Below are 21,848 nucleotides of genomic sequence, written 5' to 3'. Positions count from 1 at the left end.
CAATATGAAACCAGCAAGCGGGGTTCATATTGGTGTACAGAGCCTTGTTAGGCTTCTGCTGTCTGTTGAGCTTGCAAGCTCGAAAAGTATTTTTTTGTCATCACAAAGAAAATTGCAAAGACAATTCCGAAAAATACGGTGTTGTAAACAATACCGATGATATTGAAACCATTGAGAATACTAAGGACCCACATACATGCAGCTAATACAGCAAAAACAATAATCGAGATTTTTGAGCTTTTTTCTGGATCTGTAACGGAGTATTTTTTGTCAATGTACGAAAGAGAATACTTCACACCAAGAAAGACAAAACCGATATTTACCAAATCTTTTAGAATCCTCAGTGTTGTAGTATCAAGAGAATCGCCTAAAAACTTGAGTAGAAAATACCCTGTCAGCAATCCAAAGAATGGAAATAGAATAGTTGTGTGTAATATGTGATGTATGACAACACTTGTAGCCGATTTTTCTTTTTTCACTTTCGCTCCTTTTGTAGACTAACGTTTAAAATGAGCAATCAAAAAGCCACCCGCGGGTTTTTGATTGGTCTCCTTTGGTTTGTTAGATATCAGTTCCTCAAGTGTTTCTTGTATATACATAGAAAATCCTCAATTTCGTGGGGAGCGAGTACCCGTATTGGCTTAGGTAGTGCGTCTATTTGAATGAACTGAGCAGATGAGTCTAAACCCAATGCTTGTGCACCGGTGCGAGTACCTGCGTGTAGATAAACATGCTCTGGCATTAGCCCAAGAAACGAGCCAAGTCGGAGAGCCGTGTCATACACATATAATTCCCCTAACCCATATACAGGCAAAAGCAGCTCTAGGAGTAACTCATGGAGTTCATGAAACGAGCAAACTACTTTTAACTGTTCTATTGCATTCAGGAGAATTATCTTTGCCTGGTTAAGGGATGTGCGTTTCAGTCTACGCTGGTGATCAAAACGTTTGTCATATTGATTCATAGAAAAGGCAGCATGATGTATAGCTGACTCTAATGAGGGCATAGTCTGAAAAAACGATAGTTCGCCCTGTGAGTCAGGTCGGTTATGAATCTGGTATAAACGTACTAGAGTATGAAGAGATGAGTTGATTGGAGTCTCTGCAGCAGTGCAACTGACTTTTGAAGGTTTACATCGCATACTTACTCCTGATAGCTAATGTTTAAGTTGAAAAATATTTGAGCCGCAGGGTCAAATATTTCTCTCCAATGATTTGTTAGGTTTTATTCTATGCATACGTCTACAAATCTTCTCCCATAATTTGTAAATTTTAATATGTAACTAGTTGTTGTTTTAAATTCAAATTTGTCTGCCCCTGGAATTGAAAAACCCATTTGATGCATAAAGTCTTCTTCAATTTTTTGAGTTCTTGTTTCAACTACTTCTATAAGTTTTAATCTTTGTAAATTATCATAATAAGTATTGGAATTTTCTTTATCAATATTGATTTCATTACAAATTTTATTAAAACTATTTCTTAACATTATTGATAAATTTGAATTTTTTGATGTATTCACAAAGTTACATACAATAGGATATTTTTCTTTATTCGATAGCAGGTGAAGAAGCTTTGCTTCCTCGACTGTTAATTGTTTAATTACTTCAACATATGAAGGGTGAGTTTTATCTGTAGTGTCTTGATTTAATGATTTTGCGAGAAGATTTGCATACATTTCTTTTAAACTTTCTTTATGTCCTGCAAATTTTAACGCCTCTAATACTGGCCCAGCTACTATTGGATCAGGAGTACATATTTTTTCTTCAGGAGTATCTTTAAGTTTTTCAGCAACATCATTTTCAATAAAACTTTTTAACTTGTCTGCTCCCCACACAACACAACTAATTGGTAACAACGCTACATTAATTGCTTTTCCTACAGTTTCTAGTGATTTACCAAGTTGTTTAGTAACTGGTTGTAGTCCATCTTCATAAATTGGAATTGCTTTTACTAATTCTGTTGTTGCATTAATTATATCTTCAGTATTTGAATTTTTAGATTCTGTATTTTCTGATTTACTCAAATATTTATCCTTTTATTAACCTAACGGTCGCGCTCCGTGGGGTGCGTGCATCTATTTATTAGAGGAACCTTGTGCTTGCACTCTCTGTGAGACAATGTCCTCTTTCCCCTTGTTTGAAGTGTAGGTAGTATATCAAAGAATGTCTTATTGTTAAAATATGGGTTTGGGAGTAAAAGGTGATTAAAAAATGTGGATGGAGTGATACATTGCAGGGTTTTGTTTCACATCTTTGCCTTCAGTGGTGCATTCTGCACAACACTTCCGGTTCCGAAGCTACAAACAACAAACTATTGTTGTTTGCTTAACGATTCTCATCCCCGGGGCGTAGCTCGAGGATGACGAAAAAGGGGTTGAAGAGGGAGAGGAGTTTACCCTCTGTTGCTTCCGCGTCCGCCGTTGCGGCTGTCACGTCCGCTTCCGCTGCTCTTACGGCTTCTAGGGCGTCTGTTTCCGCCGCTTTCATTGCGGTTGCGGTCATCACGTCTTCTTCTTTGGCCCCCTCTGCCTCTGTTCTTCTTGTTTCTCTCGTCTTTTGATCTCTCGAAGGCTTGTGCGATCTCTTCATGGCTTAGACCGATCTTGTCTTTACCTTTGACTTCATTCTCCTCTTGGATCATTGATGCAAGGAGGTGAGCGATCGTCACGATATCAAGGTCGTGCTGCAGAGTCTTAACCAGGTTGATGGCACTCTCTGTCACTCTGGTCTCAGCGATTTTTGTGATAAGCTCATTGGCTTTGGCATTTTGTACTTCCATACGGGTAGGGATGATCTCTGTGCTCATCTGTGTACCGACATCTTTTTCGATACGTTTGATCGTACGGAGTTCGTTCGGGCTTACCAGAGTGATCGCCTCACCTGATTTCCCACCACGACCTGTACGTCCGATACGGTGTACGTAAGACTCGGAGTCAAACGGGATATGGTAGTTGAAGACATGGGTTACATCGTTGACATCCAGACCACGCGCTGCGACATCCGTTGCCACAAAGATATCGATCCCGCCCTGTTTGAAGGCACGGATCGTTACCTCTCTCTGCTTCTGCTCCATATCACCGTGCAGACCGCTTACCTTGAAGCCCTGCGCTGTCAAGTGTGCTACAAGTCTGTCTACCTCTTTTTTCATACGGCAGAAGATGATACACTTCGTCGGGTTTTTATAGTCAATAAGTCTTACAAGCGCATCATCTCTTTCACTCTCTTTTACCACGTAGTACTGCTGTGTGATCTTCGTGTTGGTCGTCTCTGATTTTGTGATAGAGACAGTTTTCGGGTTTTCAAGAATCTCTTCAGCCAGTTTACGGATCGCCTTTGGCATCGTAGCTGAGAACATCAGTGTCTGGCGCTCTTTCGGCATGAACTTGAAAATGTTCTTGATCTCATCGAGGAATCCCATATCAAGCATCTCATCGGCTTCATCAAGTACGACAAACTTTGGACTGATCTTGATCTTTCCGCTCTCCAGGAGGTCCTGAAGACGTCCCGGAGTCGCTACAACGATAGAGGCTTGTCTGATACGCTCTATCTGTTTGCCGTACGCAGTACCGCCGTAGACGGTCGCTGTTTTAAGTCCGGCATTTTTACCGAATCTATAGAGCTCATCACTGACCTGCATCGCAAGTTCACGGGTAGGGACGATAACCAACCCTTCAACACTCCCGTCCGCCTGCATCATACTCATGGTCGGCAGACCGAAGGCAGCGGTTTTACCTGTACCCGTCTGTGCCTGTGCGATCATGTCGTGTCCTTCAAGGACGAGAGGGATGGCCTCTTTCTGTACGGGGCTTGGCTCTTTGAATCCTGCTTCTGCGATAGCAGACTGGATACTCTCTTTGAGGTTGAAATCTGTAAATGTCATTATTCTTCTTTATGTTAAATTGTCGGTAATAAGGGCTTCTTGGAATCATATAAAATAGTATCAAGAGGTATATAACCTGTTTTCTGCAGTTGATACCAAACTGTGTCGCGTCTGTCAGCGAGGAATGAGAGGAGATAAATCATCGTTATCTCAAAATAGAGTTCAGTACACTCTTGCATAAAAGTTCGGCATTATAGCAGGTTTTTTGCAATAAAGATAGGGGGTGTATAAAATCTCTACAATAGATAAATCATTATAAGTTATTAAAATATGATACAATAGATCACACAGGTATCATGCATGAAAAATATTAATTTGTTTATCGTTTTATCATTATTGGTGTTGGGTATGCTGGGCTATAAGGTCTATGAGTATGATCGCCAGATGAAACTTACGCAAAAAACGATTCTCCAGACTGAGATACGTACGCTTGCGGAATTTATCGATGCCTTTCGTATCACCTATCAGGATATCCTGGAGCAGGGGCATATCGATATCAATGAAACGACACTTGAACTCTTGCCCGTAAAAAGCCTTTCTTCGATCAGCCGCAGTTTCTCCGAAAAGGTGAAGGAAGAGATCTCCATAAGAAGTGTTTCCGATCAACCCCGCAATCCTCAGGGGATGGCAAATCCGTTTGAACTGGAGATGATCCGCTACTTCAGAGAACATCCTGAGAAGAATGAGATCTTTGTCAAACGGGAAGATGCCTATCACTATGTAAAACCCTTAAAGATACGTCAATCCTGTATCAAATGTCATGGAGAAAAGGAGGAGGTACTCCCTGTCATCAGAGAACACTACCAGACCGGATTCGGGTATAAGGTCGGTGATGTCAGAGGGGTACTGAATATCCAGATCAAAGACCGCGGGTATTTTATCTTGATGTATGAAGATTTCCAGGATATGCTTGCGGGATCGATCGTTGTCTATCTGATCTTTTTGCTGATCATCGGTATCCTGGTCGCCAGAATGCGTGATGACAATGAAGCGTATGCGGACCGTTTGAGAGAAGAGATCCAATCCAAGACAAGGAAGCTTGCAAAACAGAAAGATATCTTTGAGACACTTTATGAGAAATCTTCGGACGGTATTGTGATCCTGGAGAAAGGAAAGCTGGTACGGTGCAATCAGAAGATCGTGGATATGCTTGCGTACGATTCCAAAGAGGAGGTCTTGAACCTGCACCCCTCAAAGCTCTCTCCTCCGTGTCAACCTGATGGACGCGACTCCTATAAAAAAGCTGAAGAGATGGTAGAGATCGCACGTCACAGTAAGATGTATCAGTTTGAGTGGGTGTTTAGAAAATCCACAGGAGAGGATTTTTTTGCGGAAGTGACCATGACACCGATGGAGCTCGATGATCGAAAGGTGATCTATGTCATTTGGAAAGATATCACAGAGAAGAAAAAGACGCAGGAGAAACTGCTTGAACAAAAAGATGTGTTGGAGTATCAAGCCAACCATGATCCTTTGACTGACCTGCCCAACCGGCAATATTTCAATCATAGACTGCAGCAGGAGATCGATGATACGAGAAAATCTGATAAGCAGTTGGCGCTTTTCTTTATCGACCTGGATAACTTCAAGCAGATCAATGACTCGCTGGGGCACCATGTCGGTGACAGGGTACTGGTGGTCGTCTCTGAACGTCTCAAAGCAACGATCCGGAAGAGAGATACCCTTGCACGGCTGGGAGGCGATGAATTTACGATCATTATGAAGGATATCACAAAGATGGGTGATGCTGCCGTGCTGGCAAAACATATACAGGAGACATTGACTCAGCCTCTACAGATAGAGGATCACTCGCTCTATATCTCCTGCAGTATCGGTATCAGCTTTTATCCCCAGGACAGTGATAGAGCCAATGACCTGATTAGCTATGCGGATGCAGCGATGTATAAAGCAAAAGAAGAGGGCCGGAGCAACTACCAGTTCTACTCTTATGAACTGACAGAACTTGCGATGGAACGTGTGGTGTTGCAGAGCAATCTGCGTGAAGCACTCAAACATCATGAGTTCTCCCTGCTTTATCTGCCGCAGGTCAATGCAGCTACGATGGAGTATGTAGGCATAGAAGCCCTGATACGATGGAACCATAGAGAGATAGGTGTCGTATCGGCTGACAGGTTCATTCCGATCGCTGAAGAGTCGGGGTTGATCATCGAGATCGATCAATGGGTGATGAAAACGGCCATGGAGCAGACAGCCAGATGGTACCGGGAAGGGCTCAATCCGGGTATTTTATCGCTGAATCTCTCGTTGAGACTATTGAGAAGTGAGCACTTTATGGAGATACTCAAAAAATGTATGAAAGAGAGCGGTTTCAGGCCTGAATGGCTGGAGCTTGAGGTGACTGAATCACAGTTGATGCGGAAACCTGAAGAGTTCATCTCCAGACTTCATGAACTCAGTGAAATGGGGATAGAGATCGCAATGGATGACTTCGGTACCGGTTACTCCTCTCTGGCCTACCTGAAAAGGCTTCCGGTCAATAAGATAAAGATCGACAACTCCTTTATCAAAAATATTCCGGAAGATAAGGAAGGTATGGCTATTGTCGAGGCGATGCTGGCCCTTGCGAAAACGCTGAATATAGATACGATTGCCGAAGGTGTGGAGACCGAAGAAGAGCTGGCATTTCTGAGAGAACACCACTGTACCTATGTTCAGGGGTACTACATAGGCAAGCCGATGTCCGCTGGAGAGATAGAAGGGAAGCTTTCAGGGGAAGGATAAATTCCTGAAGTCAAAAACCCGAACTCCCGATAAGATGGTATGAGAGGAGGAGATGATGAAAAAGCACTTTGGTGAAAAGGTCCTGGAATTTTATTTCGGTATGGAGGATGATCTGAAGCTGCCCGCGCATGTGGAAACAATCTTTCCGTTCGGAGGAGCAGAGACGCAAAGGGTGATGAAGCGCTTTTTTGAAAAATACTATGCCGACAATGCGGGCAGGGTATTTCTCTTCGGGATCAACCAGGGAAGGCTGGGTGCAGGGGTCACCGGGATAGGGTTCAGTGACGGCAAAAAGCTTGAGGAGTATTGCGGTATCTCCAACAGCTTTGAGAAGCGATCAGAGTTGAGTGCGGAGTTTATCTTTGAAGTGATCGAAGCGTATGGCGGTGTGGAGAAATTTTACGGGGATTTTTACATCACCTCCACTTCCCCGGTAGGATTTATCAAAGAGGGAAAGAACTATAACTATTATGATGACAAGGTACTGGAGAGATCATTGAATGATTTTATCCTGGAGAGTATCAAAAAACAGCTGGAGTTTGGCGTACGAAGCCGGGATATCATCTGTGTAGGGCAGGGGAAGAATCTGAAGTACCTGGAGGCACTCAATAAAACGCACGGATTGTTCGGAAAGATCCATACGGTACCGCATCCGCGCTGGGTGATGCAGTATCGGCGAAAGGAGAAAGAGAAGCATATCGCCCGCTATCTGGAGGTCTTTGAGAGGATACTGGGGAGAGAGAAAGCGTCATAAGGTCAGTTTGGGCAATCCAACATTTTATACTCCGTAACCTTCCAAAAGGGTGTTTCTGTTCAAAATGAATAAAAATACATCGATTCTTTACCAAAACCGCATGCTTCAATAATATGTTTCAAAATCTATATCGCTATAATTCGGTATTTTACCGCTTGGTCAGTTTTGAGTTGACCCTTTCCCCGAATGGATTTCAATTTCGAGACGTTGGTAAAAGAAGTTTTTTACATAAAAAGGTTCCGTTACTTCAATGGCTAAAGTTAAAACGACGACAAAAACATCCTCTATGATCACAGAGCAGAATAGTGATTTCTTTAATATCCTGACCGGGAAAAATGCTTCTTTCTATGAAAAACTGCTGATGACATTTTATGAAGAGATATATAAAGGTTCAGTGGGAGAAGTAACGTCCAACAAAGCGTACTTGAAATCAATGATCATAAGAGTTCAAAGAGATTTTGATACAGATGAGGAAAATAAAAACTTCTCTGTCATCCTGAACCGCCTGGAAGAGACAGGCTGGATAGAATCTAAATTTGACAATCTCCTGATAGAGTATATTTATAACTTTACAAGAATTGGAAGAAAAGTTGCACAATCCCTTTATCAGTTAAATAACAAAGATACTATTACAAGACACCGCAATGTAAGAACTACTTTGGGCTTACTCGAGTCATACAAGAGAGACGGTGATCCTTATGATCTGGTAGATGCCCTTGAGACCAGCGATTATATCGTGAGTGATCTCATGGATCAGATAAACGAGATCCATGAAGCGAGAAAAAAGATGATCCATGATGCTACACAAAACGTGGAGCAGGCCGGAGAAAATTTTATCGAGTATATAGAAAAAGATTTCAAATCCAGTATTACCGTCTATTTCAATGAAGACAGTATCTCTGAACATGCGAACAGGATCAACGAGGTCATCAATGATATCCTGGATGATGCAGAAACGTTGCAGGCGAGAAACAGAAGAATGGTCGAGAGGTATCCGACACTTACAGAGGATGAATACCCTGTAGAGACTCAGCTGATCACGATATCCGATAGAGTGAAAAATGCCAAAGATAACAGGATGCCGGAACTTATCGAGTCCATTAAATCGCTTTTTAAATTTTCCGAGATGGTACTTAAGCAGGTAAGTTCCTTGATGATCAAGCGGTCATCGCATATGAATACTCTGGCACTTCAGATCAAAGATTCCGATGAAAATGAGCAGGAAAAGATCCTTGATGCGATCACTAAGAAGATAAGTGTATCCAGGTCCCGATATCTTGACCCGTATAAAATCAAAGTAAGAAACATCACAAAAAAAAGAGTTAAAAACAATAACGCGACCATCACACGTCAGCCTACACATGAAGAGCAGATAGAACACAAAATAAAAACCGCTATAAGAGAGTCAAGAGCCTACCTCTCTGCCGATGTGCAAAAAAGAATTATCGAAACGCTCAAAGAAGAAGATTCTATCATCAATGGTTTAATACCGATCGATACATACAAGGACCTGAGCTTTGCGATCAATGTCGTTTCGGTTGCTTCAACAAGCGGTATGTTCGAGGTGATAAAAACCGGTTCGATATCTAAAAACAAGTACTTTACAACGGATGAGTACATCATTAATAAAAAGGATTAGATCAATGGATACGAGAAGATATATTGAAAAGTATATTGAAGATTCTTATGTAGATATGAATGATTTTGGAGATATTATCATCTACCTGCTGCACTACGGTGTGATATGCAGACCAAGAGCCGGAACGCATTCAAGCGATGATCCTGTCATAGAAAAAACACTGTACGATAAGTTTGTTTTGGTGAAAAACGAGATAGCTGACTATCTCAGTGTGATCGGTATGGGTGTATATCATAATGAAGAGTTCGAGTCAATAAGGCTCTATCCGCCTGATGCAGATTTTCCCGGTAATCATAATGTTGTAGAGAGTGAGTCGGCCTCCTCTTTACTGCGATTTAATATCAGTAAGGAGATCGCAGCATCATTGATCATACTTTATCTGCTTTATGAACAGTATGGTGCTGAAAAAGAGGAAGATTTTACCATTGCTGTCTCCCAGGTAGAGTTTATGAGTGCTTTTCGTTCAAAGCTAAATCTGAACATAGCCGAAAAGATCAATAAGACGAGTAAAGCCAAAGAGGAGCTTTTTAGAGAACTTAAACGTTTAAGGGTGATCAAATATCATAAAGATTTTTTTGACAATGCGGAACAGTATCCGATAGTGATCCGTCCATTGATCCTGGACCTGGTCCCGCAAAGCATAGTGAAAAGTACGTTGGAGGAGTTCTCCAGGCAGGGTACTTCAGAAGTAGTTACGGAGGATAACTGATGTCTTATAAGCTACACAAAGCGATAGGGATAAACTTTGCAAACCTGACACAAAGAGAGTTTTACTTCAGAGGTTCATTAACGTTGGTATCGGGTGAAAACGGTGCGGGGAAAAGTACTTTTCAGGATCTTGTTCAGATCGTTATGACAGGCGATATCAACAACATTATCAATTACAATGCCGGGCAGAGTGAAGACTCTACAAAAAAGAGAAATGAAAAAAAACGTTCTTTTGCAAGTTATATCCTTGGCGCAGAACAGATGAAGTTTACAAGAGAGCAGTCTATCGGTGTTGTTGCTTTGGTATTTGAAAATCAGGCCGGATCAAAATTTACTGCCTGGATTTACGGAGAAGCGGAACTTGAAGGTGGTTCAAGAGGAAAAATAGCAAAAGGGGATAACCTTCATTTGGGATTGTGTTTTGATACAGAGCTTCATGCAGATGATTTTTTAATGGATGAGACCAGTATCAAAGAGTGGTCACAATTGAAAAAACATTTGGAATCCGGGTATAAAAACAGCCTATTGATCTGTGAGAGTAAAAAAGAGTACCTGATGAAGCTTTATGGAAGGTTCAATGAAAAATCTGCTGTTGCGTATAATGAAGCCGAAAAAATGGCAAAAGCGTTTGTAAAGTATATTTTCCCGACCAAAGCAGATAACATAGGTAAGTTTGTAAGAAGAGAGTTGTTGGAAGAGAATGACCTGTCGTCTGTGATCGAAAGTCTAAGGGAGGCCATAGCCAGTTTCAGCAGGATACAAAAAGAAGCAGATGATATTTCGAAAAGTGAAGAGAGTTTAAAAAAAGTACTCTTATCGGGTGAAGAGGCACTTGAGAAGTGGAGAGATCATTTTGTTCAAAAGTATCTGGTGCAAAAAAGAAAGGAAGTGCGGAGTTTCAGGAACCTGGATCAGTCAAAGAGTGATCTTGTGAAGTTGAATAAAGCCTTTGAGAAAGAACGAAAAGCGGAAGAGAAAGCAAAAGATCGAAGCAGGTTTATCCAGGATGAGATAGACGAACTCAACCAAAACCTTGAAGATAATGAACAAATTGCCAGAAGAAACAGACTCAGCAAAGGGCTTGAGGATGCCAGAACGAAAAAAAATGAAACGATACATGAGCTCTATACGATATACGATGGTGTTTCAAACCTTTATGCGCATCTGAGCAGTCTGGACCAGATCCTGCCTTTGAACAACTATGTTGAGGAGGGTATACTCGGCAGATTGCAGGATCTTGTTCACTCTGTAAGTAAAAAGGAGATAGAGATTTGGACACAAAAATTTCACTCTCTGCATACAGACCTATCGTTGCTGTTGGATAAAGATTCACCGCTTTTGGAAGATCTGAAAGCCGAATTTTCCGACTTTGACAACAGATATAAAACGCTGAAAGAAAAAACAGATGCCATAAAAGATGATATTGAGGCTTTTTCTCTGACCGGCACAAGCAGTTATCCGAACCAGGCAGATATAGCCATTTTAAAGGAGAGCTGTCCTGAAGCAGAACCAAGACCGCTGTGTGAACTCCTGGATATCACCAATAGGGAATGGCAGGGTGCCATTGAAGGTTTTATGGGGAACAACAGGTTTGCCATCGTTGTGAAAGAGGGGTATGAAACGGAAGCTACAGATCTGTTAAAGAGTAGAAGACTCAAATCTAAGATCATACAGGGTACGAAACTTCTTTCCGATATGGCAAAGCTCTCAAAGGAGGTCAAAAGCGATTCGATCGTATCGCTTGTTACGTTTCACTCCGATATCGCAGAAGCATATATGAAATTGAACTATGCAAATGTGATGCAGTGCAGTACAACCTATGAGTTGACACAGGCAAGGCGAGGGTTAAAGTCCGATGGACTGGCTGCAAGCGGATACACGACGTTTGAGTGTCTGGCAGATAAATCCAATTGCTACATCGGTGAGGCAGCCAGATATGAGAGGTATGTTGAACTCACGAAGCAGTTGGATGAAAATGAGCAAAAGCTGTCACAAATAAAAGCCATGAGAGATAAGGCCGATAAACTCTATAAAGACCTGATCGGTGTATCTTTCCATGATTTTAATGCCAAACTGCAATCGCTCGAAAAAATAGAAACCGAGATAAGCAGTCTGGATGCGCAGATGGACTCTATCGATATCAGCGATGCAGAGGAGAAACTGGCTAGGATAAAGATGCTTGCAGAGGAGAAAGCGGAGCAGGAGAAGCAAGAGAAAAGAGCGATCAAGAATACAGGCAGTCTTGAAACGCAGATCAAAGGGAAGGAAAATGCCATTGAAACCCTTCAGCGTGAGATATCGGGCCTTCAGGAAGTGGTCAAAAAACAGCTGGAGAATCTGCGTGCTGTACAACCTGAACTTTCAGCATCGTTCACTCAATATCTGGCAGAGTTGGATGCAGAAGCGCAACGTACATCTGAGGATAAGTCTTTAATGCCGATCTTTGACAAAGCAGTAAAAGATCTCATCACAAAATATGAAAACCTGGTGATACGTCACAATGATGATTGTGCCGAGATCGCGAAGATAGAAGATTTTAATTTTGAATCGGTCAAGAGGGATACGACGGAAGCATTTATCCGCCTGCACCAATACCTGCAGCAACAACAGGCTACTCAGAAGAAAATATCAGAAAATATTCTCAAAAAAAAGAATGAGGAATTAACCGCTGCAAAAGGAACATTTGATCAGACTTTTAAAGATGAGTTCTGTAAGACCGTGTATAACTCCATCATTGACGGTAGAGAAAAAGTAAAACGACTGAACCTGATCCTGAAAAGACACAAATTTGATAATGAAAGATTTATCATCAAAGAGCCTTTTATTCAGCAGTTTAAAGAGTACTATGAGTATTTTGAGTATGTTGTGAATGCCAACAGAGACTCTTTGGGGTTTGACAAAAATGCGTTGCCGCAGGAGCATATTGAAACAAAAAATAAAATTGAACAACTGCTGCTCGATACGGAAAACAGCGAATCGGACAAAGAGCTGAAGATCATCTCCGATTACAGAAACTATAAAGCGTACGACATACATAAAATATTTAACAATGATGACGAGAACTCTGTTTCACTCACTGACTTGGCAACAGATAGCGGCGGACAGGCTACGACAAGCTACTATATTATCAGATCTATTGCAGCATACTCAGCCTTCAACCCGACAAACAGAGGAAACAAGGACGGGGGAGTCGGTTTTTTAATGGTTGATGAAGCATTTAACCGTGTGGATGATGGAAGGACCAGTGATATCATCAAGTACCTCAAAGATGATCTCGGTTTTCAGCTGATAGCTGCTATGCCGACAAAGGATGAATCCGTTCTAATGCCGTATGCAAGTGACAGATACGGTATCTACAAGGTGACCGAAGAGAGTTCCTATCATAACTTTCTGGTCCATCAGCATGTTGATTATACGATTATCAATAATGAGGAAGTGAATCGCTTAATGAAAGATGAGGAAAACAGAATTAGAAACGAGGTCTCTTTATTTGATTAACACTTTGAATACAATAGAAACCGATCATCTCAAAACCCTGTTGGCGCATGATATAAACCGGGAGCTTGTAGGCTATTTCCTTACGCTTTTGGAAAAAACACCTTCAACACAAAGGGATAAGCCCTTAAAACTGAGTATGAACCCCGTCTCATACAAACAGTGCCTTAAGAAACTCTATGAACCATCTGAGGTCAATGGGGAGATAGCCGCGGAACAAAATATACGTGCATTGGCAGAGGCAGGCGTTGTCTCGGTTGAATATAGAGATAAACACAATACTTTTGCGCTCTATAAGAGAAAGGCGATGTTGTATTTTAATGTTGAATTTGAAGCGCTATGCAGAGAGATACTGGATAGGAAAATCTCTCATTATAAAGCGCAGTGGCAAGAAGCGATCGCGGTATCTCACTTAGCTCAGAATGTCAAAGAAGTTTTACTGAACACACAGCCAATAGAACTGGAGAATAAATCTGCAAAAAATGTAATTGATCGTATAGAAAACTATCTGAAACTGGATCGCAGCAATGATCTTGTAAGAGAGGCCAGTGCCTTTATCTTTTGGGGACATTCAAAAATCCTGGATAACCGGCCTGAATTTTGGGATATGCTGAAGATAGAACAACAGCCTATCCAAATACTTGTAAGTCTGAAAAATGAAAATTGCAAAAGTATATTGTTCATTGAAAATAAACAGACCTTTGAGTCACTGCAAAGAAATGAATCTTTATCGAATAGGTATATATTGATCTATCTCTCCGGCTTTATGGGAACCGCTTCAAGGCTGATCGATAGAAAATACAGATCTTTTTATATCAATGCACCCGGTGGTATAGGTATATCAAATGAAGATCTCCATGCAATCTTTGATCATCAATCAGAGTTTCACTACTATTTTTGGGGAGATCTGGATTATGAAGGGATCAATATCTACCTTGCACTAAAAAAGCTTTTTAGCAGTGTAGTGTTGTGGGAGCCGGGTTATGGCAAAATGATTCAAATGCTTTCGGTATCGAACGGTCATACCGCATCAGCCGCAAAAAAAACAAATCAACAAAAACCGGGAAAGACCTTTGAGCGTTATATCGATGATCTCCTGATACCGCAAATGGAAGAGAAAGGTTTTTTTGATCAAGAAGGTATTTTATTTGATAGTGTAGAGTAGCGTTCGCACATTGTATTTGCGGTACTTCCCAAGATAGGAAGCTGAGGAGGAGAGAACTAAGGGCGGTAGACCTTGACGTTCTCCTCTTTGTCCTCATCACGCAGGTACTGTGCATGCAGCTGGCTCATGACACCCTTCTCGCAGTAGAGCAGGTACTCTTTGTCCTTCGGAAGCTTTTTGAACTCGGTTTTGAGCTTGTGGAACGGGATCTTGATACAGTCGCACGGTGTGGAGATACACTCTTCACCGGAACGGATATCGATGATCACATTTTTTTCGGGATCGGGCGTGTTGACCACCTCTACCGGTGCACTCTGCGTCACATTATCGATGACCTCATCCACCCAGATCGTCTGTGCATTTTCCACGGCCTTGTCGAGTACCGTATAGTCAAAACGTTTTGCCTCTTTCTCCATACGTTTGTAGGAACCGTGTGTGATCGGGTTTTTTGAGATGACACCGCAGTATTCGGGCATATTTTCAGCGAAATAACGGGTACCTATCCTAGTGGCGATATCGATGATCTCGGGTTTGTTCATCGTTGAGAGAGGACGCAGTACCAGCTTGTTGGTCACCTGGTCGATGAGTGCAAGGTTTCGCAGGGTCTGGCTGCTTACCTGGGCTACACTCTCTCCTGTAAGGAGTGCATCGATCTCCATCTCATCGGCGATCTTTTCTGCTGCCATCAGCATCAGGCGTTTGAGGGTCACCCCCATATAGGTCTCTGCAGTGGAGCGGAAGATCTCCTCTACTACCGTGTCAAAAGGGACAGAGACGAACTTCACACGGTGGGAGGCACCGAACTTGTTCCAGAGATAGAGCGCGACCTGTTTGACCCCGATCTCATGCGCTGCACCGCCGAGGTTGAAGAAGATAAAGTGGGTTTTGATCCCGCGTTTCATCGTCAGGTAGCTGGCAACGGTGGAGTCAAATCCTCCCGACATCAGTGAGAGGATATCCCCCTGTGTGCCGATAGGGTATCCGCCGAGCCCCTGGTGTTTGTCGGTGATGATATTGAGCTGGTTGTTGATCAGTTCGATACGAACAGTGATCTCCGGGTGATGCAGGTCCACCTTTTTTGCTTCAGAGTGCGCAAGGACATAACCGCCGACCGTACGCTCCATCTCCGAAGAGTTGAACGGGTGTCTCCCTGTACGTTTTGCACGCACGACAAAGCTTTTGCCTTTCAGCCCTTCTGCGACGACTTCACCTACTTTGGTCTTGATCTGATCGAGGCTCTCCATCGCGTCAAACTGCAGTGCTTCAAGTACCTGGTCGATACCAGGGGTGTCCAGGAGGATCTGTCTGACCTCTTCAACCAATACGATAGGTGTCACCACTTCGATCTTGTCACTGAATTTCTTGATATGCATCTCTTCACTGAGGGGGTTGAGCAGTGTCTGGAGGTTGTTATAGAGCTGTCCTACCATCTGCTTTTTTGCAGAGTCACCTTTGACCATGATCTCCGGAAAAAGTTTAAGAATAAATTTTTGTGTTTTATTTGCTGATACGTCCACGAAGTTAACCCTTCATTAAAATTGGTGAAATTATAACATAGTGGAAACGGTGTTTCTGTGACTGCATGGATTGATGATCATTTTGAAACAACGTTCAGGAGAGAGCGTGATACATTTTCCTCACGCATTGATGGCATGGCCACGACTAAAAAAGCGGGTCACCCTGGTCGATATACCACTGCAGGATTTTGTTCCATGCTTCCGAGGCCGTACCAGCGAACTCTATCAGAGCCAGGTCCTTGGGAGAGATCATCTCCTCTTCGACAAGCATTTCAAAGTTGATAAGCCTCTCCCAATACTCTTTACTTATAAGGATGACCGGTATAGGTTTGCTCTTATGGGTCTGGATTAGTGTCAAGATTTCAAAAAGTTCATCCAGGGTACCGAATCCTCCGGGGAAGATCACCAGTGCCCTGGCCCGGTGTACAAAGTGGAGTTTACGTATGGCAAAATAGTGAAAATAGAAGTCCAGATCAGGAGTGATATAGGGGTTTGGTTCCTGTTCGAAGGGGAGTTCGATATTGAGTCCGATGGAGAGGGCACCTGCATCTTCTGCACCGCGGTTGGCCGCCTCCATAATCCCTGGACCTCCACCGGTCATCAGTGTGATCCGGGCATCATCGGGGCCTTTCCCGCTTTGTCCGACCAGTCTGCCAAATGCCCGGGCTTCTGCATAATAGATACTCTTTTCCACTATCTTCCCGGCTTTTTTCAGTGTGGACTGAAGCTCCGGGCAATCAGGGTCCTTTTCCAGTGCTTTGCGGGCTTCCCTCTCTATCTGTGCAGCACGTTCAGGTTCTATGATACGTGCACTCCCGAATACGACAATGGTGTGCTTGATATGGTGCTCCCGCATCTTTACTTCAGCTTTGAGGTAGTCCAGCTGCAGTCTGACCCCTCTGGCCTCATTGTGGTAGAGAAAACTGGAACTGGTTTGGTTGACTTTTGAATCATGCATGAGTGTACTCCTTCTTACACGCTAACTTAAGACAGTTTTGCGGGGTTTTACCTGCAATAAACTGTTCCATGTTTTGCAGTGAGATCTCAAGTATCCTCTGCAGTGCCTCTCGTGTATAGTAGGCCATATGCGGCGTATAGAAGAAGTTCTTTTGTTTTGCCAGGGTAATGTCACTACAGACATCTGAAGCAATGCTGTTTGGAAGTGTGATATAGAGAGAGGGTTCGATCACTTCACACCGTGCAACATTGATAATGATCGCTTCAGGCCTGATGAAGGAAGCGTTGTGTGCATTGATGATATGTTTTGTGGCGGGTGTGAGTGGAAGTGCCAGCATCAGTACATCAGATTTCTCCAGCAGTTCATGTAAGCCTGTCAATTCGATGCCGATCTCATCATAGACCGGTCTGTGGGTACGCGTATATCCCATGAGATGCATACCGAATCCCTTGGCGATCCTTGCCATCTGCGTACCTATCGTTCCAAGACCCAGTATCCCGATCCTTTTGTGCTGAAGTTCAAATCCTTTGAGATCAAGGTACTCTCCGTTGCCCTGTTCTGACCGTGTGAGTGCCGTATGTGTTTGACGGGAGATATTGAGCAGCAGCGAGAAAGCAAACTCGGCTACTGCAGGCCCGGCATAGCCTGAGACATTGCTGACTTTCATTTGTCTGGCGTAGAGTGCATGACACCTTACATGCTCAAATCCTGTGGAACGGGTCTGAAGATACTTGAGATCGGGGAGGAGTAAAAGGAGGTGATCCTCTACACGGGAATCTATAAAGAGTGAGACAATATCAAATGGTGCTTCTTCTCTTATCTCCTCCTGGATCGTCCCTTCAAAAAAGAAGAGTTTATGGCCATCCAGGCGGGATTCGAAAAACTTTTTCTCTTCCGCTTTGATCTCAAAGAATGCGATATTCATACTTCTCTCCTTTGCAGGGTACCTTTACGTAATTGTACCCACTTATCCGCTTCCATCACAAGTACCAGCCCGAGGGCAAGCGTGAACAGCATGGCCCAGATCTCGAGACTGACCGGTTCAATAGAGAGTAGCTCCTGCATAAACGGAATATGCATAGATGCCAGGTGCAGCAGTTGGGTGAAGAGTACCCAGTAGATAAGAAAGAGGCTGTTTTTGTAGCCTATTTGGTGAAGGAAGTTGGTCTCTGTACGGGCATTGAATACGTGGACATTCTCAAAAAGTACCACAAGAAGCAGTACGATATTTCTGGCGCTCTCCTCTTTCATGCCGTCTTCAAGCAGCAGGTAAAAGAGCAGAAAAGAGGTGATACCGATATAGAACCCGCCTACGACAATGCGTCTGAGCATGAGGGAATTAAAGAGCGGTTCCTTGGGAGAACGCGGCGGACGTGAAAGGAGGCCGGGTTCGGCTTTTTCCAGCCCCAGCATTACATCCTCTATCCCGTTGGTGACAAGGTTGAGCCAGAGCAGCTGTACCGGGAGAAGAGGGAGCGGTAGACCCGTCAAAAAGGAGAGCATAACGAGGATTAACTCGGCAAATCCGGTGGAGATAAGCAGATAGATCACTTTTCGTATATTGTCGTGTGCACGGCGTCCCTCTTCGATACCGTCTACGATAGAGCTGAAATTGTCATCAGTAATGATCAGGTCGCTGGAGGACTTGGCGATATCGGTACCGCTTTTCCCCATTGCGATACCGATATTTGCATGGCGAAGGGCAGGCGAGTCATTGACCCCGTCACCTGTCACGGCTACATAGTGTCCCAGCTCCTGGAATGCCTGTACGATCTTCATCTTCTGGGAAGGGGTGACCCGGGAAAAGATACTTTTCTCTTTGATCTCCTCTACTTTGGCGCCGTTCTCTTCCCACTCCCGAAGTGCTTTATCGTTCATGACATCATAGTGGCTTTTCGCGATGCCAAGCTCCTTGGCGATGGAGAGTGCAGTGTTGGGGTGGTCCCCTGTGATCATTACGACCTTTATGCCGGCATTTTGTGCTTTTTTTACCGCTTCGGGTGCTTCATCACGTACCGGATCTATGATCGCTACAAAGCCAAGATAGGTAAAGTTGTTGAGCGTGATCGTCTCTTCCTCTTCGGACTCTTTATACGCCAGAGCGATGGTACGGTAGCCTCTCATGGCCCACTCGTCAACACTCTCCAAAATGCGATTCTTCTCTTCGTCGCTGTTTTTACAATGCGCGAGGACGGTCTCGGGAGAGCCTTTGCTGAACTGTATGATCTCCCCCTCAAGCTCTATCATTACCGCTGAGAACTTGTTGACAGGTTCATAGGGGATCTCATCGATCTTTCTGTAGGCTTTTGCCGCAGTGATATAGGACTCATCCGCATCTGCCGCAAAACGTGCCAGGGCGATATCGACCTGGTCTCCGAAGAACTCCACTTTCCCCTCTTTGGCCTCCTCGTAGTGCATCTCATTACAGAGAATGGACGCAAGGTAGACCATCTCCTGTGCATCTCCCATGATATCGGTATCATAGACCTGTGTAGGAGAGATAAAATACTCCACGCTGAGACGGTTCTGGGTGAGGGTACCGGTCTTGTCGCTGGCTATAAGTGTGCAGGCACCCAGACCTTCGATAGCTGCCAGTTTACGTACAATGACGTTGCGCTTGGACATGGCCAGTGAAGCGGAGGTGAGTGCCACGGTGATGGCAACAGGAAGCCCTTCGGGTATCGTGGAGACAGCCAGTGCTACAGAGAAGAGAAAGAGCGTATAGAGATCCACCCCTTTGAGCAGACCGAAAACAAAAAGAGATACCACCGTGATCCCTATAAAGAGAGAGATCGTAAAGGTCAGCTTCTCCATCTTCTCAAGCAGCGGTATTCTGGCTTGTCTCTTTTTGCTCAAAAGTGCTGCGATCTTGCCGGTTTGGGTGTAAGCACCTGTCGCAGCTGCGACTCCCCGGCCGCGTCCACTGGAGATGAAGGTCCCTGCAAAGAGCATATTTTTTCTCTCCGCTACGATCAGGGATGCATCATCGCTGAGAAATTCTGCATCTTTGTAGATATCGACAGATTCTCCTGTCAGCAGCGACTCATCGACAAGAAGATGGTTCGAGCTGAGAAGCCGTATATCACACGAGACCTTGGTTCCGGGTTCAAAGAGCAGGATATCACCGGGGACGATATGGCTGCTCTCTATCTCATGCAACTGACCATCTCTGAGGACCGATGCTCTGGTCTGGATGAGGTTTTGAAGGTGTCTGGCCTTTTGTGAAGAGGTGTACTCCTGGTAGGTACCGATCATGGCATTAAGAAAGAGTACAAGGAGGATAAACCCTGCATCGGTATACTCCTTGATGATGAGGGAGAGGAGTATAGCAGCCAGAAGTACATAGATGATAGGGCTTTTAAACTGCCTGACAAAATGTTCCAGGACGGTCGGTTCCGGTTCAGTTGGAAGGATATTGAGACCGTATCGCTTTTCTCTCTCATTTGCCTCTTCGCTGCTGAGACCTGAAGCATCGGTATCGAGGTTGTCAAGTATCTCCTCTCTGCTCAGCGTATGATAGTCCAACCTATACTCCTATCGTTTCAGCATACTTTACAATATGGGCTTTCTTATCCATCTGTTTGCGTATCTCCTTCTGAAAGATCTCCTGTTTGTCCCGCTCTCCATGAATCAGGAAAATCTTGCCCAACCTTTTGAAACTCTGCATCCATTCTATCAGATCACTCTGATCGGCATGCGCGGAAAACCCGTTAATGGTATGCACTGCAGCTTTGATTATGATATCTTCATTGTAGACCCTGATCTTTCTCTCTCCGTCAACAATCTTTCTTCCCAGTGTACCTTCTACCTGATAGCCTACAAAGACCAGGGCATTCTTTTCATTCCATAACCGGTGTTTGAAGTGCTGAAGGATACGTCCTCCGTTGCACATGCCTGCTCCGGCAATGATGATACAGCGTGACTCCTCTTCATTGATCTTCATGGATTCATGTACATGCAGTGTATAGTTGAGGTAGGGAAAACCGAAGATCGTCCCGTCTCGCTCCAAAAACGCGTTACAGCATTCACTTAGCTCTTCATGGTATGCTTTGTAGATCTCCGTGGCACGTATCGCCATGGGAGAGTCAAGGTAGATTTTGCAAACAGGCAGGTCACCACGGTCATACATCTGTTTAAGCAGGCAGAGAATCTCCTGGGTACGTTCGATCGCAAAAGAGGGGATAAGGACATTCCCTTCATTGTTGATCGTCTCCTTGATGATTGCCTCAAGCTCCTCATCACTCTCTTCAACTCCTTTGTGGTTCCTGTCGCCGTAAGTGGACTCGATAAAGAGTGCGTCTGCTTCCTCGAGGATATCGGGAGAGGGCATAACCAGGTCGTTGTTGTTGCCGAGGTCACCGCTGAAAACAACGCTCTTTGAGACGCCATCCTCTTCAAAGGTGATACGGATGATCGCAGAGTCAAGGATATGTCCTGCATTTTTGAAAGTGACGCTAATTCCATGACCTAATGAGAGCGTTTCATCATACCTTGCTTCTCTAACGGGGAGTTGATAGACCAGACGTACATCATCTTTCTCATAAAGCGGTTTGGGAACGCTTTTCTCTTCGCCGATACGCTGGGCTTTTTTGTAGGCGGTTTTATAGCTTTCTTCTTGAAGTTTTGCACTATCCATCAAAACAACTTCAGCCAGGTCCATTGTGGAGTTGTGCGTGATGATCGTACCGCTGAAACCCTCTTTGACAAGTTTTGGGATACGCCCGATATGATCCAGGTGAGCATGCGTGATCAATAAAAAATCTATCTCACTAGGATCAAACCCGAAAGGTTTACGGTTGTGCGCTTCCACCGACCCTTGGAACATCCCGCAATCAATCAGAAGGTTGATGCCGTTTTGCAGCTGCAACAGGTGACAGGATCCGGTCACTGTCTCCGCTGCACCAAAAGATTGTACGATAGCCATAATAACTCCTTCCGCTTTTATTTATTGTAGCCCAAAAGATCACAGGATGTCAAAGAAGAGCTCTTTTT

General features: G+C 43.9%; 14 protein-coding genes. 6 read left to right on the top strand and 8 right to left on the bottom strand.

From position 1 onward, the window contains the following. Positions 1-47: 47 nt before the first annotated feature. From AC4JOV_RS07370 to AC4JOV_RS07360, 3 genes are all read right to left on the bottom strand, one after another. Entirely contained in the window at positions 48-479 is a 432-nt protein-coding gene (locus AC4JOV_RS07370; protein WP_229938228.1) for a hypothetical protein, read from the bottom strand. Positions 480-1,224: 745 nt separating this feature from the next. Continuing rightward, positions 1,225-2,022, bottom strand: a complete 798-nt coding sequence (locus AC4JOV_RS07365; protein WP_229938229.1) for a DUF4393 domain-containing protein — start codon at positions 2,020-2,022, stop codon at positions 1,225-1,227. 368 nt (positions 2,023-2,390) lie between these two features. Then, complete coding sequence (locus AC4JOV_RS07360; protein WP_229938230.1) at positions 2,391-3,878, bottom strand: DEAD/DEAH box helicase; 1,488 nt, start codon at positions 3,876-3,878, stop codon at positions 2,391-2,393. A gap of 300 nt (positions 3,879-4,178) precedes the next feature. On the opposite strand from AC4JOV_RS07360, the gene AC4JOV_RS07355 reads away from it, so the two are divergent. From AC4JOV_RS07355 to AC4JOV_RS07330, 6 genes are all read left to right on the top strand, one after another. Then, positions 4,179-6,620, top strand: coding sequence for an EAL domain-containing protein (locus AC4JOV_RS07355; RefSeq protein WP_229938231.1), 2,442 nt, complete (start codon positions 4,179-4,181; stop codon positions 6,618-6,620). A gap of 55 nt (positions 6,621-6,675) precedes the next feature. Further along, positions 6,676-7,374, top strand: coding sequence for a uracil-DNA glycosylase family protein (locus AC4JOV_RS07350; RefSeq protein WP_229938232.1), 699 nt, complete (start codon positions 6,676-6,678; stop codon positions 7,372-7,374). Positions 7,375-7,624: 250 nt separating this feature from the next. Beyond that, positions 7,625-9,013, top strand: coding sequence for a Wadjet anti-phage system protein JetA family protein (locus tag AC4JOV_RS07345; protein ID WP_229938233.1), 1,389 nt, complete (start codon positions 7,625-7,627; stop codon positions 9,011-9,013). Between the two features lie 4 nt (positions 9,014-9,017). Next, on the top strand, positions 9,018-9,722 hold the full coding sequence (locus AC4JOV_RS07340) for a DUF4194 domain-containing protein (RefSeq protein WP_229938234.1): 705 nt from the start codon (positions 9,018-9,020) through the stop codon (positions 9,720-9,722). Next, positions 9,722-13,219, top strand: coding sequence for an SbcC/MukB-like Walker B domain-containing protein (locus AC4JOV_RS07335; RefSeq protein ID WP_229938235.1), 3,498 nt, complete (start codon positions 9,722-9,724; stop codon positions 13,217-13,219). Before AC4JOV_RS07340 ends, AC4JOV_RS07335 begins: the two co-directional genes overlap by 1 nt. Positions 13,220-13,223: 4 nt before the next feature. Next, positions 13,224-14,381, top strand: coding sequence for a Wadjet anti-phage system protein JetD domain-containing protein (locus tag AC4JOV_RS07330; protein WP_229938236.1), 1,158 nt, complete (start codon positions 13,224-13,226; stop codon positions 14,379-14,381). Positions 14,382-14,437: 56 nt separating this feature from the next. On the opposite strand, the gene thiI is transcribed toward AC4JOV_RS07330, so the two are convergent. The 5 genes from thiI to AC4JOV_RS07305 form a co-directional block, all read right to left on the bottom strand. After that, positions 14,438-15,898, bottom strand: a complete 1,461-nt coding sequence (gene thiI / locus AC4JOV_RS07325; protein ID WP_229938237.1) for a tRNA uracil 4-sulfurtransferase ThiI — start codon at positions 15,896-15,898, stop codon at positions 14,438-14,440. Positions 15,899-16,043: 145 nt separating this feature from the next. Next, a complete protein-coding gene (locus AC4JOV_RS07320) occupies positions 16,044-16,856 on the bottom strand; it encodes an LOG family protein (protein WP_229938238.1) in 813 nt (270 codons plus the stop codon). Next, positions 16,849-17,781 (bottom strand): NAD(P)-dependent oxidoreductase, encoded by a 933-nt coding sequence (locus AC4JOV_RS07315; protein WP_229938239.1) that lies wholly within the window; start codon positions 17,779-17,781, stop codon positions 16,849-16,851. The genes AC4JOV_RS07320 and AC4JOV_RS07315 overlap by 8 nt, the downstream gene beginning before the upstream one ends. Beyond that, on the bottom strand, positions 17,778-20,381 hold the full coding sequence (locus tag AC4JOV_RS07310) for a cation-translocating P-type ATPase (protein ID WP_229938240.1): 2,604 nt from the start codon (positions 20,379-20,381) through the stop codon (positions 17,778-17,780). Before AC4JOV_RS07310 ends, AC4JOV_RS07315 begins: the two co-directional genes overlap by 4 nt. 1 nt (position 20,382) lies before the next feature. Continuing rightward, positions 20,383-21,780, bottom strand: coding sequence for an MBL fold metallo-hydrolase RNA specificity domain-containing protein (locus AC4JOV_RS07305; RefSeq protein WP_229938241.1), 1,398 nt, complete (start codon positions 21,778-21,780; stop codon positions 20,383-20,385). Positions 21,781-21,848 lie beyond the last annotated feature (68 nt).

It is taken from the genome of Sulfurovum sp. MH2-6 (genome assembly GCF_058374785.1).
Note: the sequence above shows the minus strand (reverse complement) of the source record. Positions and strands in the feature narration are given on the sequence as shown.

What these genes read in the sequence shown, in the direction of transcription:
- AC4JOV_RS07360 (WP_229938230.1), bottom strand. Translation starts at nt 3,878, where the DNA reads ATGACATTTACAGATTTCAACCTCAAAGAGAGTATCCAGTCTGCTATC.
- AC4JOV_RS07355 (WP_229938231.1), top strand. Translation starts at nt 4,179, where the DNA reads ATGAAAAATATTAATTTGTTTATCGTTTTATCATTATTGGTGTTGGGT.
- AC4JOV_RS07350 (WP_229938232.1), top strand. Translation starts at nt 6,676, where the DNA reads ATGAAAAAGCACTTTGGTGAAAAGGTCCTGGAATTTTATTTCGGTATG.
- AC4JOV_RS07345 (WP_229938233.1), top strand. Translation starts at nt 7,625, where the DNA reads ATGGCTAAAGTTAAAACGACGACAAAAACATCCTCTATGATCACAGAG.
- AC4JOV_RS07340 (WP_229938234.1), top strand. Translation starts at nt 9,018, where the DNA reads ATGGATACGAGAAGATATATTGAAAAGTATATTGAAGATTCTTATGTA.
- AC4JOV_RS07335 (WP_229938235.1), top strand. Translation starts at nt 9,722, where the DNA reads ATGTCTTATAAGCTACACAAAGCGATAGGGATAAACTTTGCAAACCTG.
- AC4JOV_RS07320 (WP_229938238.1), bottom strand. Translation starts at nt 16,856, where the DNA reads ATGCATGATTCAAAAGTCAACCAAACCAGTTCCAGTTTTCTCTACCAC.
- AC4JOV_RS07315 (WP_229938239.1), bottom strand. Translation starts at nt 17,781, where the DNA reads ATGAATATCGCATTCTTTGAGATCAAAGCGGAAGAGAAAAAGTTTTTC.
- AC4JOV_RS07305 (WP_229938241.1), bottom strand. Translation starts at nt 21,780, where the DNA reads ATGGCTATCGTACAATCTTTTGGTGCAGCGGAGACAGTGACCGGATCC.